We start from the raw sequence: 17574 nt of genomic DNA, 5'->3' as shown, positions 1-17574 counted from the left end.
TTATATCATTAGCTAATTTTAAAGAAGTCTTTAATTATTTCTACCACTTCTTCTCCTATTCTATTTTGTGCTTCTCTTGTTGCTGCTCCAATATGCGGAGTACAACTTACTCTTAAATGATTAATCAAAGCTTTATTTAATGTAGGCTCATCTTCAAATACATCTATTCCAGCACCTGCAACCTTACCACTATTTAAAGCTTCTAAAAGTGAATCTTCATCCACTACTTTTCCTCTAGCACAATTGATTATATAAGCTCCCTCTTTCATAAGTTCTATTTCTTTCTTTCCTATTAAAGAACCCTTTTCTTTATCATAAGGTACATGTAATGATATAAAATCTGATTCCTTTAATAAGTCCTCTAATGATAAATAATCATATTTTAAATTATCTTGTTTTCCAAAAACGTCAGTATAAATTACATTCATTCCTAACGCTTCAGCTTTTACAGCTAATGATCTTCCTATTCTACCCATTCCTATTATTCCTAATGTTTTTCCTCCAATTTCTATACCCTGATACTTCTTCTTGTTCCATTCACCATTTCTCATTGTATAGTTAGAGTCTCCAACAAATCTTGCAACTGCAAGCATATGTGCAATAGCAAGTTCTGCTACTGAATTTGAACTAGCATTAGGAGTATTTTTTACTACTATTCCATTTTTATTAGCATGGATAACATCTATATTATCTATACCAACTCCAGCTCTTATTACTAATTTTAATTTTCCTTTTGCAGCTTTATCTAATATTTCCTTAGTTACCTTTGTTGCAGATCTTACTACTAATGCATCAAAATCCTTTAATACATCTCCTAAAATATCTTTATCATAATATTTTATAACTACTTCAATTCCACTTTTTAATAGTTTATTTACAGCACCTTGTTCAAGACCATCACTTGCTAATATTCTATACATTTTTGTTCCCCCTTTTAAATAAATATATAAGTAAGAGTTTAGAGAGCACCCATTCTCCAAACTCCTTTGTTACTTATAATTTTGCTAAACTACTTATTGCTATTTTAAATCTAAAATTTCATTAATATTTTTTAATAGTTCCTCTATATCCTCCATTGTACAATCTGCCATATGTGCTATTCTAAACGTCTTATCCTTTAAAGCTCCATATCCATTAGATATTTGGAATCCTCTTTCCCCTAGTTCCTTGTTTAAAGCTGATATGTCTATATTTCTAGTATTTTTTATATTAGTTAAAGTATTTGATAAGTAATTTTCATCTGGAAATATCTCAAAATATTTTTTCGCCCATTCCCTAACAACCTTTGCCATCTCCAAATGTCTTGCAAATCTATTCTCTAATCCTTCTTTATTTATAATATAATCTAACTGATAATCTAAGGCATACATATGTGATATTGAAGGTGTTGATGGATATTGATAATTTTTCTTTTGAATATATTTATATAAAGCTAAAAGATCTAAATAAAAACCTCTATTTGGAACCTTTTCTGCTCTTTCTTTAGCTTTTTGTGAAAATGTACATATAGCCATTCCTGGTGGTAATCCTATTGCCTTTTGAGTTGAAGTTATACAAATATCTATTCCCCATTTATCAACTTCAATTTTAGTTCCAGCAGCTGAACTTACTGTATCAACTATAAATACAACATCTGGATATTTTTTAACAACCTCTCCTATTTTATCTACAGGATTCATTACACCGGTAGATGTCTCATTATGCGTTACAGCAATTAAATCATACTTACCAGTTTTTAATGCCTTATCAACCATTTCTGGAGTAACTGCATGTCCCATTTCTACTTCATATAAATCTGCTTCTACATTATTAGAAATAGCCATTTCATACCAACGTTTTCCAAAGGCTCCTACGGAAAATACAGCTGCTCGCTTTGCTGTACAGGATCTTATAGCCCCTTCCATAAGTCCACTTCCAGATGTTGTTGATAATAAAATTTCACTTTCTGTAAAAAATAATTTTCTTAAGTTATCACTAATTCGTCTTTGAATTTCTGAAGCTTCTTTGCTTCTATGCCCTATCATAGGTTTTGCCATCTGATTTAAAACATCTGGCCTTACCTCAACAGGTCCAGGAATAAATAATTTTTTATGCATAAGATATCCCCCTAATAATTTAATTTTACTTATTGCTTATTTATTTAATTTATTGTTAATTCTACTACTTTTTACCAATATAAACAACTATATATTTATATTTTTTAAACTCTTCGTACATTTTTAATTGCTTACATAAGCGGATATAATTATAAATAAAATAATATCTTATTATTCTATGATATTATCTCGATTAATGTCCGTATTTTATAGAAAATCTAATAGACAAAGACCTCTAACTATATTAGCTAGAGGTCTTTTTTTTATTTAGTTTCTGTACTTGTATTATCAGAATTATTTTGTTTTGCTAATAAATCTCTAATTTGAGTTAATAATTCTTCTTCTTTTGATATCTTAACAGTTTCTTCTTCTTTTTTAACTTCTTCTTTTTGTCTATTCATTTTATTTATAACTTTTATCATAACAAATATTGATAATGCTATTATAAGAAAATCTACAACATTTTGAATGAAAATCCCATATGTTAAAATAACCTCTGGTTTACCATCTATAGCTGGTTTTAATACAAAACTTAAATGTTCAAAGTTTACCCCACCTGTTAAAACACCTATACTAGGCATAATTATATCTTTTACTAATGATGATACTATTTTATTAAAGGCACCACCAATAACAACACCCACTGCTAAATCTATTATATTACCCTTCATAGCAAATTCTTTAAATTCATTAATAAACTTTTTTCCTTTTGTCTTCATATATATTTCTCCTTTCGTTAACACTTATACTTTTAATATATAGTATGTTATTCCTCTTACTCTCCAATAATATCCCATTCTCTGTCAAATGTTAATATTGATTCTGTTTCTCTACAATACTTAACACACATGCATTGACCTAGATGTCTTGGACACTTATAACATAAACACCCTGTATCATCTCCATTACAACTTTTTCTTTTAAATTCTGGACAATACTTGCAATTCACTCCATTTCCTGCTGGCATACTATTCTCTCCTCCTAAAATATTATATATGTATATTACTACTAAATTTATAAAAAATACATATTTATTTTTGTAACAGATTTATTATGACCCCATATATTGTTTATATAAGAGGCTTTTCACTCATTAGCAAGTTAAGAAAAACTTCTAACTCCCATCTATATAAACTTAGGGAACTTTAAGTTCCCTATATCTCAAAAAATAAGAGAGATTCAATACCCACCTTGAATCTCTCTTTTAATATTATCAATTATATTTTTAAAGCACTCTATAAAAACATTTTAAATATTACTAAAAATATAACTCCTGGTACTCCTAAAAAACCTGCAATTAATGCTGTTACAGCATTTATTCCTATGTAAAAACCAAGGTATGTTCCAATCCAATTAGCTACATACAAAAGTACTATTCCTATTATTCCATTTAATAAAATCTTTAAAGGCCATTTTAAAAATTTAATTACTAAATATAATAGAACTAATCCTACAAGTGCATATAATATCATTTCTAATTCCATAATTTTCTCCTCCTTTTGTATATTATACTATTTCTCCAAAAATTATATTAATATTTTAATTTATTTTTCTTTTTAGTGATCTTTCTTTGGCAACAGATATTAAGTAATCATATCTAGCTTTTGCCATGTCTTCTGTATGAATTGCTATATCTATAAGTCTAGGGTCGCTTACTGAGTTAAACATAGCTCTTGCTACATCAAGTTCTATTATTGCATCTTCAATCTCAGTTAAAATATCTATATCCTCTTGACTATATCTTTCTTTATGTCCTTCAATATTTTTCATTAATAAATCCATAATTAATTTCTTATCCATATTTTAACCCCTCCATATATTTTTATATTAAAATTATTTCCATATTTCAACAAAAATATACAGCTAGGATTTAACATAGAAAGATTTTTAAAGCAACTTGTCCACCATAGTTTTTTAGACTACATTAGTGGTGCAAAAACTCTAAGTATAGCTCTAATGAAAATATTAGACCATCTAACTTTATAGCAATCCTCTAGTGAAATTTTTTGACACTTTTCTAGCGTTTCTAAAAAGTCCTCTTTAATCTGTAATACAGATTTAGTTTTATATAGAAAAACTCCACACTCAAAATGAAGGTATAAGCTTCTATAGTCCATATTTATAGTTCCTACTACACCAATGCTATCATCTGATACAACTGTTTTAGAATGTATAAATCCTGGAGTATATTCATATACTTTGATTCCAGCCTCTATAAGCTGTGCATAATATGCTCTTGTAATAATATGAGCATACCATTTATCTTCTATATGAGGAGTAACTATTCTAATGTCCACTCCAGATTTTGCTGCTAATGTAAGAGCTGTAACTAATTCATTATCAACTATAAAATACGGTGTATTTATATATACATAATCTTTAGCCTTATTTATAATATTTAAATATACATTTTCTCCTACTGTCTCATCGTCTAACGGACTATCACCATATGGCTGAACATATCCATCGCTTTCAAATGTACTATTATAATCTAAATATGTCTTATACTTTTCATAATCATCTTTTTCATTATTATTAAAATTCCATACTTGTAAAAACATCATAGTAAAATTCCATACTGCCTCACCTTTTATCATAATAGATGCGTCTTTCCAATGTCCAAATCTTACTATTTCATTTATATATTCATCAGCAAGATTTATTCCTCCTGTAAATGCTGTATGTCCATCTATAACTGTTATTTTTCTATGGTCTCTATTATTCATTATTAATGAAAGAAATGGTACAAAGGGATTAAACACTACACATTTAATTCCCTTGCTCTTTAGAGTTTCATTATAATTATATGGTAATGTCTGTAAACATCCCATGTCATCATATATTACTCTAACATCTACACCTTCTTTTACCTTTTGTTCTAGTATTTCTAAAATACTATCCCACATAATACCTTCTTGCATTATAAAATATTCCATAAATATATAACGCTTAGCTTCTCTAAGTTCATCCTTTAGCTTTTCAAAAAATACTTCTCCTGGTGATAAATATTCTGTTTTAGTATTTTTGTATATTGGACTCATTGCATAATCCTTAATATATCTAGCTTGATTTGCAATACACTTATCTTGACCTTTTATCTCATTCAAAATTTTCTCATCTTGAGTTAGTAAATGAGCTGTGTTTTCATAAGTTTGCATAACCTTTTTTCTAAATCTTTTATTAGTTTTACTTCCAGCAAAAAGTAAGTAAAATAATCCCCCAAAAACTGGAACAAGTAAAACTGGTATTGTCCATGCAAGTTTATATGATGGATTATCTTTCCTACTTACTATGTATATAACTACTACTATGCTGATTATAATAAATAAAACATATAAGTATATAAAGGATTCACTTAGCTTCCATATGGCAAAGGTGAGAATTGCTAGTTGAAGTAAAATAAGTAGTCCTACTACTACCATTCTACTAAACATCAATTTAAATAGTTTTCTCATATAACCACCTTTATATTTTAGCTTAATTTATATTTCTTTTCTTCCCTCTAAGGCTTTTGAAAGAGTTACTTCATCTGCATACTCTAAATCTCCACCAACTGGAATTCCTGATGCAATTCTAGTTACCTTAATATCTAATGGTTTTAAAATTCTAGATATATACATAGCTGTAGCTTCGCCCTCTATATTAGGATTTGTAGCTATAATTACCTCTTTTATATCTGCACTCATTCTAGCAACTAGTTCTCTTATTCTTATATCTTGTGGCCCTCTTCCTTGCATAGGTGATAAATTTCCATGCAGTACATGGTAAGCTCCATTATATTCTTTTACTCTTTCCATTGTCATTATATCCTTTGGCTGCTCAACTACACATATTACATCCTTATCTCTATTTGGATTTGCACATATGGCACATGGATCTTTATCTGTAAAGTTTCCACATATTGAACAATACTTTATTGTTCCCCTTGCCTTAACTAAAGCATTGGCAAATTCCCTTACTTCTTCATCTGGAAGGTTTAATATATGTAAAGTCAATCTTTGAGCTGTTTTTTGACCAATACTCGGAAGCTTCGCAAATTCCTCTATTAGCTTCTCTATTGCAACTGGATAAAAATCCATAAAATCATCCTTTCCTACGTAACCCAAAATTACAACTTTTATAAAATTTAGAAAAGGAGAAATTAAATATAGAACTTAGCAAATGCCTTTCTATTTTAATTTCTCCACCTATTAAAACATTCCTGGTATATTCATTCCACCAGTTAATTTACCCATTTTATTTGCAGATTCTTCTTCTGCTTTTCTTAATACTTCATTCACAGCACTAAGAACTAAATCTTCTAACATTTCAACATCGTCAGCATCTACAACTTCTGGCTTTATATTAATTGAAGTAACTTCTTTTTTACCATTTGCCTTAACAACTACAGCTCCGCCTCCTACTGAAACTTCGAACTCTTTTGTTTCAAGGTCCTTTTGCATTTGTTCCATTTCCTTTTGAAGTTTTTGAGCTTGCTTCATTAGGTTATTTATATTTCCTCCCCCAAATCCACCTGGGAATCCTCCTCTTGCCATAAAAACATCCTCCTTTTTTTATACAAAATCTATTTTTTATTATATATTATTTTCTTTGAATTTACTATACTTCTATTCATCCAAAATTTCTACTAATCCATCTCCTAAGGTTTCTAAAAGCATCTCTTCAGTTGATTTTTCATTTTGACTTCCTTCATCAACCTCAAATACCACCTTTATATCTTCTCTAAATATTTCTGCAAAAACCTCATTTATAACTAATCTATACTCTTGCTTTTCTAGCCTATCTTTATTAAATTTAAATTGTTCTTCATATTGAATTGTTACTATTCCATTAGTACAATCAATAGGTTTACCTGTTAGCATTGAGGCATATATAATCATAGCTCTCCTTGCTTTAAATCTTTCCAATATATCTTTCCAAGCTTTTTGTATATCATTTATTGTTACTTTTGAATTTTCATTACCTTTTACTGTGGATTTTTTATTTTGGACTATAGGATTATTTTGTCTTACTTCTAAATCTTTTTTTTCTTGTATATTTTGCTTATTTATCACTTCACCTTGTACGGCACTAACTACCTTAAGGCTTCCATTTTTCAATCCCTCTTCAAGCTTGTTTAATCTTGTTAGCATTACTTCATTAGATGTATCATATTGTATTTTGCACATTTTTATTATAGATAATTCTAAATATAATCTTGCTTGCTTACTTAATTTTGCATTTCCTTCTGCCTCTTGAAGTATTCTTAAACATCTCATAGCTTCTTCCGCTCTTATCTTTGTAGACTGCTCCTTAGTTAAAGCTATATTCTCTTCTGACATATCAAGAACTTCTTCTGGATTATTGGTTACCTTTGCCATAAGCAAATTTCTATAGTGCGCTATTAAGTCTTTTATAAATAAATATATATCTTTACCTGAATAAACCACATCATCTATTATTCCTATACTCTTTTCTATATTTTTTTGAATAATAGCATTGGTTAAGCTAAACAAATGATCATTTGTAACTAATCCTAACATCCCAACTAAAGAATCATATTCTACAGTACCATCTCCCATAGAAATTGCCTGATCTAATATACTTAAAGAGTCTCTCATAGCACCATCTGAAACCCTTGCTATAAGATTTAAACTTTTATCATCAGCATATACACCTTGATCACTTACTATTTTTCTTAATCTTGCAGTAATATCACCATTATTTATTCTTTTAAAGTCAAATCTCTGACATCTTGAGAGAATAGTAATTGGTAGCTTTTGAGGATCTGTCGTAGCTAATATGAATATTACATTTCTAGGCGGTTCTTCTAGTGTCTTTAAAAATGCATTCACTGCACCTGTTGATAACATATGAACTTCATCCATTATATAGACTTTATATTTAGCTTCTTGTGGTGGATATTTAACATCATCTATAATATCTCTTATTTTATCTATACCATTATTTGATGCTGCATCTAATTCCGTTACATCTATAGCTAAACCATCATTTATTTTTCTGCACATATCACATTGGTTACATGGTTCTCCATCTTGAAGATCCAAACAATTTAAAGCCTTTGAAAAAACCTTCGCTGTTGAAGTTTTACCTGTTCCTCTAGTTCCACAAAAAAGATAGGCATGAGCAATTCTATCATTTAATATTTGATTTTTTAAAGTTGTTGTTATGTGTTCTTGACCAACTACATCATAAAAAGTTCTTGGTCTCCACTCTCTATATAAAGCTGTATATCCCATAGCATATCCTTTCATTTTATATTTTTATATTTTTATATTTGCTTAATTAATTATATCACTTTCTATTATAAAATACATTTACAATAACAACTATAATAAAACTAATAACTCCTATCAACTTAAATGAATTTTCTAAGTAAATTTTATCTCCTATATATCCACTTAAAGGGAAAAATAGTATCATCATTAAAGAGAAAAACATACTTTCAACAGAAATAATAGTAGCTCTTTGCTCTGAATTAACCATCAAATTAATTTTATTACTACTTATAGGCTGTAAAATGGCTGTTAAACCATTTATTATAAAAAATATAATTATTGAAATTACACCTTTACTAAATCCAATTAAAATTATTGATATACTTATCAGTATAGAAATAAAAATCCATTCTTTATTTTTAAATACTTTCTCTACTCTTTCACTTATTAATGCACCTAATGATGAAAATACTCCATTTATCAAAAATATTAATGCTATATTTCCCTTAGAATACCCCATATTATAAAAGTATTGCTGACCATAAAAATATACTATGGCTGAAAAAGTATATATAGTTGAAAAGAATAACATTATCTTTAAAAGACTACTATTTCCTCTTAATATATCAATACATTCTTTAAAATGATTTATTATATTTATTTCTTCCCTCTTTTTAATTAAAGATGTCTCCTTAAAATTATAAGCTATTGCTAAAGCACATAATCCAACTAGAAAAGCAACTATATAACTTATAGAAAAGCTTATTTCAGACAACATACCACCTATAAAAACAGCTAATCCTTGTGCTACTTCAATAATTAAATTTAATCTACCATTAACTTTTAAATACTCATTTTCTTTATTAATCTCTTTTAAACTGTCATATATTAAAGCCTCTTCTGAGCCAGAATTTAAATTATATCCCCATGCAGATAATATAAAGCCTATTGCAAAACCAAAAAAAGAATTAGAAAATAACATAATTAAAGCTGAAATTAGAGAAGCTACTCTACCAAAGACAATTGCCTTTTTTCTTCCCAATAAGTCTGCTATTACTCCTGTTGGTACTTCTGAAATAAGTCCCGTAATATGAAATATACTTTCTAAAAAACCTATCTGTACTAAACTCATTCCTTTATGAGCTAAATAAAGTACCCATATTCCTGATGTAATATCAAAGGATGCAAAAAATCTATATAAATAATCTACCTTTATGTTTCTACTTATTTTGTTCATTTTATATTCACTCCAATACATATAATTTTACGTATAATAAAAGGACCCAATTAACTTAGGTCCTATTGGAGTTACCATTATTGCAGGCTAAGAAATACTAACTTGCAATTTCCTACTAAAAAAGGACATGGTAATCCAATTTCTTAAATATATTGCTGTTTTTGAAACTGAACTGCTATTTAAGAATAACTTCTTACTCTTACTTTTAGTAGAAAATATCATAGTAATTCTTCTCCTTTCTAAATATATAATTAAATAATACTATATTTTCCAATTCAAATCAATGCCATAATATTCTAAACTTATTTCACATTTTCTACCAACAATTTTATTTTTTTAATATAACAAATTCATCTAGTAATATAGTAAAATATATTTATCTTTATAATAAAGGAGGTTTAATAATGAGTCTTTATGATAAAAAATATTTATCTTTAGTTGAAGACATATTAGAAAATGGCTACTATGATAATAATAGAACAGGAATGCCTACATATAAATTGCCTCACCAAATAATGCAATTTAATCTCGAAAAAGAATTTCCTATACTAACAACTAAATTTGTAGCATTTAAAACTGCAGTTAAGGAAATGCTATGGATATACAAAGATCAATCAAATGATGTTACAAAACTTCAAGAGCAAAATGTTCACATTTGGGATGAATGGATTGACGAAAATAATACTATTGGTAGAGGATATGGATATCAAATAGCAAAATTCAATCAAGTTGATAAGCTTATAGATGCTTTAAAGAATAATCCTCAAGATAGAAGAATGTTAATGTCTATGTGGAATATTGAAGACCTTCCTCATATGACACTACAACCTTGTTGCTTTATGACTATGTGGGACGTTACAGATGGTAAACTTAATTGTATGTTAATTCAGCGCAGTGGTGACATACCACTTGGTGTACCATTTAATACTACACAATATGCAGTATTAGTTCATCTTATTGCCAAAGTTACAGGGCTTAAGCCTGGATTATTTACTCATGTAATAAATAATGCACATATTTATGAAAATCAAATAGAAGGAATGAAATTGCAACTAACTAGAGCTAATGACGCTTATACAGCTCCTAATCTTTGGATAAATCCTGAAATAACAAACTTCTACGATTTCACTCCTGATGATATAAAACTAGAAAATTATGAATATCATCCTTCAATAAAAATGGAGGTATCTGTTTAATGTTATCAGTTATAGTAGCTACGGCTAATAATAATATTATAGGTGGCGATAATAAACTTCTATGGCATATATCTGAAGATCTTAAAAGATTTAAAGAGATAACTTCAGGAAATACCATAATTATGGGAAGAAAGACCTTCGAGTCTCTTCCTGGTATCTTACCTAATAGAAAACATGTAGTTATTACAAGAGATAAAAATTTTAAAGTTAACTCTAATATGGTGGAAGTATGTTATAACTTGGATGAAGTTTTATCTAAATATAAAAACTCACCTAATGAAGCTTTTATAATTGGTGGTGGTCAAATATACAGAGAATTACTACCTCATGCTAATAAGCTTTATTTAACAAGAGTTTTTAAAGACTTCATTGGAGATACTAAATTTCCTAGTATTGATTTGAATGAATGGAATATTGATTTCAAGTCTGAAGAGAAAATTAACCCTAAAGATGGGCTAAAATATGATTTTATAAATTTAAGTAGATAAGAAAACGAGGGTAGCTCCTAACGGAACTGCCCTCGTTTTCTTGTCCTATTGTATGTTAATCCTATTGAAGAGTAACCTTATTTAATAATAAATTAAAACGGAATTATTATTCCCTTTTTTATTTTTATTATATCATATTATGCCTAAACATTAAAAAAGCCTTTCTTGCAGAGAAAGGTTTAAATAAAAACCGTGCACCTGGCTTTGGCAGTAATTTATAGGCGTTACCTATGCAGTTAGCTCTGGTAAGATTTATCCATGTCACACGCAGTAATCACTTATCGCTGCTTCCTTCCGGACCTGACGAGGTTCATGCACTTACGTCGCATGGGACCCGACCATCAACACCACTTACATAGGGCAGACCCTATAAACTAAAGCCTATGCCAGGAATTCAATCCTGCTATAGCGGATTGCAGGTTACAGGGCACCGCTGACTCCCCATCTAGCACGGCTATGGCGGAGAGAAGGGGATTTGAACCCCTGATAGAGTTGCCCCTATACACGCTTTCCAGGCGTGCTCCTTCGACCACTCGGACATCTCTCCATGCTCTTATTAATATTACTTATTAAAATATATGTTTTTAGAAACTACTATCTTAGTATATTCCATAAAAATTTTTTCATTCCTAAAACAAGTATATTTAAGATACTCACTTATAATAACATATATATTATCTAAATTCAATAAAATATTAATTTCAATGAAAAATCCATGATTATTAAGATTTTAATATCTTATTAATCACGGATTTTTCTATTTACTCTTTTTATATTTTGTAACATAAAATATTAATGCTATTCCACCTATTATACCCAATATACTAACTAATTGAGCTATTCTTAATCCAAAGAACATTAAACTATCAGTTCTTAACCCTTCTATAAAGAATCTTCCTACTGAGTATAATGCCATATAACTTCCTAAAATAACTCCATGTGCTAAATTCTTTTTCTTATATAAAATATATACTAATAAGGCACATACTAATACATTCCAAACTGACTCATATAAAAATGTTGGATGATAATATGTCCCTCCAATATACATTCCCTTCTGAATAAACTCTGGAAATTTACTAATAAATTCAGCTGATACAGGTCCACCATGTGCTTCTTGATTCATAAAGTTTCCCCATCTACCTATTCCTTGTGCTAGTATAACTCCTGGCATTATTATATCTACATATTCTAGGTAATCTATCTTTCTAACCTTTGCAAATATATATCCAGCTATAAGTGCTGCTATAACTCCCCCATGTATAGCAAGTCCACCTTCTCTTATATTTATTACATCCATAAAAGAATGATAGTTTTTATATTCAAAAGCTACATAATATAATCTCGCTCCTACAATAGACGCTGGAAAAACCCAAAGAAATGCATCTATTACAAGATCGTAATTTAGCTCTCTTCTCTTAGCAATTATATATGTTAATGCCATTGCAGCTATAACCCCTAATGAAATTATTATTCCATACCATCTTATTTCTAACCCCAAAAATTCAAATGCTATTGGACTCATTTTCTCATCTCCTTTTATTATTATGTTATGTTTCATTATACTACTATAAACTTGTATATATCAATTTAAAAATTTATTAATATAAAAATAGGTAGAGAATTTTAAAAATCTCTACCTATAATTTAAAAAATATTTATTTTTTAGCTGCTCCAGCTAATGCATTGTTGATTGCTTCTAAAGCACCCTTTGATGAGCTGCTTGCTCCACTTATAGCTTCAACGCCTTCTGTTCCTTGCTTCTTAATTACATCTGGGAACATACTTTCTTTAACTCCATCTACTAGAGTTTGCGTTTCATGATGTTCTACTAATTCTATATCTTTTATCTTTCCTTTTTCAACAGTAACTTCTACTTTTATAGTTCCTGCATTTCCTTTTCCTTCTCCAGTGTAAGTACCGTCAACATACTTTCCACCACCACAGCCAACTAATAAAGTTGCTGCAACTATTGTTGATGCTATTAAAGCTCCTAATTTTTTCATATATATATCCTCCAATTATTACTTCTTTATGAAGTTAGCAGCACTATTTCCTGCTGTTCTTCCATATGCTATTATATCTGCTAATGCATTTCCACCTAATCTATTTGCACCATGAACTCCACCAGTAACTTCACCAGCTGCAAATAATCCAGGTATTGCATCTCCAGTAGTGTTTATAACTTCAGCATTTGTATTTATCTTTACTCCACCCATTGTATGGTGAACTGCTGGTGCTACAGGTATTGCATAGAACTTTCCTTCTTTTAATTCTTTTTTCATTGAAGTTCTTCCAAAGTCAGCATCTTTTCCAGCTGCTACAAATCCATTGTATTTTTCGATTGTTGCTTTTAATGTAGCTCCATCCATATTTAACTTAGTAGCTAAGTCTTCTATGTTTTCTCCTTCAGTAACTAATCCCATATTAAAATATTCTTCTGCTTGTTTTAAGCCTTTTCTTAATCCATCATCAAATACTATATAAGATATTTTATCTGGTTGTGATAATATAGCTTTTGAAACTGCATCTCTTGTATCTAATTCATTAAAGAATCTTTTTCCTTCTTTATTTACTAATATAGCTCCATTTCCTCTTACTGTTTCAGCTATCATTACAGCTTTTTCTGGAACTACTGTTGGATGAGTTTGGATTTCTTTCATATCAACAAAGTCTGCACTTAATTTTTCTAACATTGGTATAGCATCACCAGTTGCTCCATTGTGGTTAGTTGTTGCAAATCCCTTTAAGTTTTCATTGTATTTTACTACTAATTCTGAATTTGCTGAGAATCCACCTGCTGTAACAACTACAGCCTTAGTGTTTATAACATATTCTTTTCCTTCTTTATTAGTAGCTTTAACTCCTGATACTTTTCCTTCTTTATCAAGAACTACTTCTTGAGCTTTATTCCAAAGTCTTACATCAACTTCTTCTTTTTCAGCTGCTTTTTTTAATGTGTCAACTAAGTGAGCTCCTACAGCAGCCCCCCCTGTTGGTCTATGACATCTATCAACAGAAGCTCCTCCCATTCTACCAACATCACTTAAATCTCCACCTAAGCTTGTTATCCAGTCAATTGATCCTTTTGAATCTTCTGCTAATTTTTTAACTAATTCTGGGTTGTTTTTGTTATGTCCACCCTTCATAGTATCATCTATCATAGTTTGAACTGAATCTTTTATTCCTTTTTCTTCTTGGAATTTAGTTTCTGCTCCATTTATACCACTTGATGCTCTGTTAGTATTTCCTCCAACTAAAGGCATCTTTTCTAGTACAACTATATTTTTTACTCCATCTTGTTTAGCTTGTACCGCAGCAGCTAAACCAGCTCCACCGGCTCCTATTATTACCATATCAGCACTTTCTTTGCTGCTACAACCAACAAATGATAAAGTTGGAATAGCAATTACTGCTGACATTACTAAAGCTAATATTTTCTTTTTCATTAATTTGTCCCCCTAAAATTTTTTCTATATTCTATAGGTATCAAAGTATTTTTCTCATAATCAAATTATATTTGTTAATTATTAAACAAACAATATTTTGGTCTTATTGTTTATTTTGGTCTTTTTGGTCTTAAAAAAGAAGTTAAACCTAATGTTTAACTTCATAATAATGAACCGGCCTACCTATTCTCCCATATTCAGGAGTTAATTTTAACCTTTCCTCTTTACTCATATACTCTAAATATCTTCTAACTGTTACCCTTGCCAAGCCTACTCCATCTGCAAGTTCATCTGCTGTAAACTTGTCACTTAAATTATTACTTATGTAGTTCCATATCTGATTATATGTATTTTGGTTTAATCCTTTAGCTAATTCTGTTTCTTCTTTAACTTCTCTAGTTATTCCTCTATTATTTAAAATATACTCATCTATACTTTTTTGATTAACAGTTTGTACTTCTTTCAAGTTAGAATACCTGTTTTTATAAATCTCAAAGGCCTCTTTAAATCTATTGAAGGTGAAAGGCTTGACTAAATAATCTACTACTCCAAATTTAAATGCTTCATCAACAGTTATCAATGAATTATCAGCTGTAATAAGTATAATATCTAAATTAATACTATTTTCCCTTATCCACTTTAATAAATCTAGTCCTTTTCCATCTGGCAAAAAAACATCTAATAAAACTAAGTCAGCTTTGTTATTTTTAATTTTTTCTTTTGCAGAACTTATGCTGTCAGCTTGAGATACTACCTTAAAACCTTGTAATTTCATTAAAAATTTATAGTTGATTTCTCTAACCATTGGATCATCTTCAACTAATATAACTTTAATCACATATACCACCTCCTAACTTAAATTATAATTTTCCATTCAGTTACTTCATCATCAGATTCTAAGAATATTTGTCCATGAATACTATCTACAATTTCTCTTATACTGTATAGTCCTAGACCTCTCTCTCCCTGTTTTGTACTAAATCCTCTTTTAAATATTTCTTCTACTATATTGTCATCTATTTTATTTCCATTATTTCTAACTATTATTTCTAGATTTTCATCCTCTTTAATCTCTAGAAAAATCCACCCATCTCTTCTTCCTTTTAATTCTTCTATTGAATTTTCTAGAAGATTTCCAACAATACAAATTAAATCTTGTATAGTTATATTTTTAGGTTCTTCATTCATATAAGACTTATTACTTAATTCAAAGTCTATTTTTGCCTCTTGTGAAGCATTGTACTTTGCAAATATTATTCCTTGAAGGGATTGATTTCTTATTCTTTTAACTGATTGAGCTACCTCATTTCTTACCTCAGCAGTATCAAATATATATTCTAAAGCCTTATCTGTTTCTTCCAATTGAATAAGACCTGCAATTGTATGTAATTTATTTAAAAACTCATGATTTTGAGCTCTTAAATCCCATGTTAACTCTTTTATTCCTGTTAACTCTTCTGCCATTATAGATACTGTTGTTAAATCCTGAAATGTAACTATTGCCCCTAAAAGTTTTTTACTTTTATCTATTATTGGAGAAAAGTTTGCCATTATTGTTATTCCCTTTGGCAATCTTATTTCTCTATTTAATATAGGTTTTTTATTTTTTAGTGTTTCCGCTAATAATTCTATGATCTTATAATAAACTGTTGAATCATCATCTATTCTAAGTATTTTTTTTGCTCTATCATTTATAAGATTTATTTCACCTAAATTATTTACTGCTATTAGACCATCCTTTATATTATTTATTATAGATTCTTTTTCATCTAAAAGTAATGCTATCTCTTCTGGCTCTAATCCAAAAATAGTTTTCTTTATATTTATCGCTAGTAAGGTTGTACCAATTATCCCCGCTATAATAACTACTATAAAAATTGGTGTCATTTTACCTAAAAATCTACTAAATTCACTTCCTAAATCACCAGAAAGCATTCCAACACAAACTGCACCCACTTGAACTCCATCCTTATATATAGGGGCAAAATATCTTAACGATTTACCTAAATGCCCTATAGATTCTGAAGAATAGCTTGCTCCATATCTTAGAACTTCTGATTCATCTCCTCCGCTAAACCTTAATCCAATATATTCTTTTAATGGATGAGAATATCTTTTACCTTCCATATCAATTACTGTGATAAATAGTAGCCCTGTTTTTAGCCTTAATTTTTCTGTATAATTTTGTATTACTATACTTCCATTTTGCTTATTTAAATTATCTTGAATAAGAGGAACATTTGCAATTAAAGCTGCCGTATCCCTTAGTCTATTAAACATTTGATACCTTATCTCTGCTCTTATATATTTCACCGAAAATACACTTAGTAAACCTATTACGCTAAATAAAATTGCTAAAGTTAAAATTTGAATTTTATTTTTAAGCTTCATTTTTATTTTCATTTTTAGAACACATACCTTCTTTTCTTCTATTATTAAAAAACTGTGTAAGTATTTTGCTACACTTATCATTATAACACCATTTTACATCTACGTACGTGTTGAAAATATTGTAATCTAATAGATTCATAACTGATCCACATGCTCCCATGTCTTTATTAAAGGTTCCTATATATAATTTTGATATTCTACTTTGAGCTATAGCTGATGCACACATTGGACATGGCTCTAGAGTTACATACATTTCTGTACCTGAAAGTCTCCAATTATTTAATTGTTTGCAAGCCTCTTCTATAGCTATTATTTCTGCATGTGCTGTTGGCCTCTTCAAAGTTTCCTTTAAGTTATAGCCTCTTGCTATTACTTCTCCATCCTTAACTATTACTGCCCCTACTGGAATTTCTCCATTTTCATATGCTTTTTTAGCTTCCTCCAATGCTATCTCCATAAAATCCATAATTATAAACTCCTTTAACTGAATAAAAAGATA

General features: G+C 29.3%; 19 protein-coding genes, 1 tRNA gene and 1 other RNA gene. 2 read left to right on the top strand and 19 right to left on the bottom strand.

The annotated features are described in order from the left end of the window. Positions 1 to 8: 8 nt before the first annotated feature. The 11 genes from ACYQ1T_RS06980 to ACYQ1T_RS06930 all read right to left on the bottom strand — a co-directional run bounded on the left by ACYQ1T_RS06980 (position 9) and on the right by ACYQ1T_RS06930 (position 9551). A complete protein-coding gene (locus ACYQ1T_RS06980) occupies positions 9 to 920 on the bottom strand; it encodes a D-2-hydroxyacid dehydrogenase (protein WP_459833300.1) in 912 nt (303 codons plus the stop codon). Positions 921 to 1019: 99 nt separating this feature from the next. Beyond that, positions 1020 to 2096, bottom strand: coding sequence for a pyridoxal-phosphate-dependent aminotransferase family protein (locus tag ACYQ1T_RS06975; RefSeq protein WP_459833298.1), 1077 nt, complete (start codon positions 2094 to 2096; stop codon positions 1020 to 1022). A gap of 263 nt (positions 2097 to 2359) precedes the next feature. After that, positions 2360 to 2815: a large-conductance mechanosensitive channel protein MscL gene (mscL, locus tag ACYQ1T_RS06970; RefSeq protein ID WP_459833296.1), complete on the bottom strand. Its 456-nt coding sequence runs from the start codon at positions 2813 to 2815 to the stop codon at positions 2360 to 2362. 56 nt (positions 2816 to 2871) lie between these two features. Then, on the bottom strand, positions 2872 to 3063 hold the full coding sequence (locus tag ACYQ1T_RS06965; RefSeq protein ID WP_459833293.1) for a hypothetical protein: 192 nt from the start codon (positions 3061 to 3063) through the stop codon (positions 2872 to 2874). Between the two features lie 268 nt (positions 3064 to 3331). Next, positions 3332 to 3580: a pro-sigmaK processing inhibitor BofA family protein gene (locus ACYQ1T_RS06960; RefSeq protein ID WP_459833291.1), complete on the bottom strand. Its 249-nt coding sequence runs from the start codon at positions 3578 to 3580 to the stop codon at positions 3332 to 3334. A 55-nt stretch (positions 3581 to 3635) separates the two neighbouring features. Next, a complete protein-coding gene (locus ACYQ1T_RS06955) occupies positions 3636 to 3896 on the bottom strand; it encodes a DUF2508 family protein (protein ID WP_459833289.1) in 261 nt (86 codons plus the stop codon). Positions 3897 to 4015: 119 nt separating this feature from the next. Next, positions 4016 to 5551 carry a cardiolipin synthase gene (gene cls / locus ACYQ1T_RS06950; protein ID WP_459833286.1) on the bottom strand — a complete coding sequence of 512 codons (1536 nt, stop codon included), beginning with the start codon at positions 5549 to 5551 and terminating at the stop codon, positions 4016 to 4018. Between the two features lie 27 nt (positions 5552 to 5578). Continuing rightward, complete coding sequence (gene recR, locus ACYQ1T_RS06945; protein ID WP_459833284.1) at positions 5579 to 6175, bottom strand: recombination mediator RecR; 597 nt, start codon at positions 6173 to 6175, stop codon at positions 5579 to 5581. Between the two features lie 111 nt (positions 6176 to 6286). Further along, positions 6287 to 6631: a YbaB/EbfC family nucleoid-associated protein gene (locus ACYQ1T_RS06940; protein ID WP_459833282.1), complete on the bottom strand. Its 345-nt coding sequence runs from the start codon at positions 6629 to 6631 to the stop codon at positions 6287 to 6289. 72 nt (positions 6632 to 6703) lie between these two features. After that, positions 6704 to 8335, bottom strand: a complete 1632-nt coding sequence (gene dnaX, locus ACYQ1T_RS06935) for a DNA polymerase III subunit gamma/tau (RefSeq protein WP_459836484.1) — start codon at positions 8333 to 8335, stop codon at positions 6704 to 6706. 55 nt (positions 8336 to 8390) lie between these two features. Continuing rightward, entirely contained in the window at positions 8391 to 9551 is a 1161-nt protein-coding gene (locus ACYQ1T_RS06930; protein ID WP_459833280.1) for an MFS transporter, read from the bottom strand. Between the two features lie 404 nt (positions 9552 to 9955). On the opposite strand from ACYQ1T_RS06930, the gene ACYQ1T_RS06925 reads away from it, so the two are divergent. Then, positions 9956 to 10747 (top strand): thymidylate synthase, encoded by a 792-nt coding sequence (locus tag ACYQ1T_RS06925; protein WP_459833278.1) that lies wholly within the window; start codon positions 9956 to 9958, stop codon positions 10745 to 10747. Then, the gene (locus tag ACYQ1T_RS06920) at positions 10747 to 11235 is read left to right on the top strand and encodes a dihydrofolate reductase (protein ID WP_459833276.1); all 489 of its coding nucleotides are present in this window, start codon (positions 10747 to 10749) and stop codon (positions 11233 to 11235) included. The genes ACYQ1T_RS06925 and ACYQ1T_RS06920 overlap by 1 nt, the downstream gene beginning before the upstream one ends. 190 nt (positions 11236 to 11425) lie before the next feature. On the opposite strand, the gene ffs is transcribed toward ACYQ1T_RS06920, so the two are convergent. From ffs to ACYQ1T_RS06880, 8 genes are all read right to left on the bottom strand, one after another. Next, an RNA gene (ffs, locus tag ACYQ1T_RS06915) (signal recognition particle sRNA large type) lies at positions 11426 to 11689 on the bottom strand. Between the two features lie 3 nt (positions 11690 to 11692). Beyond that, positions 11693 to 11782 (bottom strand) — tRNA-Ser (locus ACYQ1T_RS06910). A 210-nt stretch (positions 11783 to 11992) separates the two neighbouring features. Continuing rightward, positions 11993 to 12760 carry a prolipoprotein diacylglyceryl transferase gene (lgt, locus tag ACYQ1T_RS06905; protein ID WP_459833273.1) on the bottom strand — a complete coding sequence of 256 codons (768 nt, stop codon included), beginning with the start codon at positions 12758 to 12760 and terminating at the stop codon, positions 11993 to 11995. Positions 12761 to 12893: 133 nt separating this feature from the next. Then, positions 12894 to 13241: an FMN-binding protein gene (locus ACYQ1T_RS06900; RefSeq protein ID WP_459833271.1), complete on the bottom strand. Its 348-nt coding sequence runs from the start codon at positions 13239 to 13241 to the stop codon at positions 12894 to 12896. 18 nt (positions 13242 to 13259) lie between these two features. Next, positions 13260 to 14684 carry a flavocytochrome c gene (locus ACYQ1T_RS06895; protein WP_459833268.1) on the bottom strand — a complete coding sequence of 475 codons (1425 nt, stop codon included), beginning with the start codon at positions 14682 to 14684 and terminating at the stop codon, positions 13260 to 13262. Positions 14685 to 14832: 148 nt separating this feature from the next. After that, the gene (locus ACYQ1T_RS06890) at positions 14833 to 15522 is read right to left on the bottom strand and encodes a response regulator (RefSeq protein ID WP_459833266.1); all 690 of its coding nucleotides are present in this window, start codon (positions 15520 to 15522) and stop codon (positions 14833 to 14835) included. Positions 15523 to 15539: 17 nt separating this feature from the next. Next, entirely contained in the window at positions 15540 to 17075 is a 1536-nt protein-coding gene (locus ACYQ1T_RS06885; RefSeq protein WP_459833263.1) for an ATP-binding protein, read from the bottom strand. After that, positions 17065 to 17541 (bottom strand): nucleoside deaminase, encoded by a 477-nt coding sequence (locus ACYQ1T_RS06880; RefSeq protein WP_459833261.1) that lies wholly within the window; start codon positions 17539 to 17541, stop codon positions 17065 to 17067. Before ACYQ1T_RS06880 ends, ACYQ1T_RS06885 begins: the two co-directional genes overlap by 11 nt. Positions 17542 to 17574: the final 33 nt, after the last annotated feature.

This window comes from Clostridium carnis (genome assembly GCF_054657435.1).
Note: the sequence above shows the minus strand (reverse complement) of the source record. Positions and strands in the feature narration are given on the sequence as shown.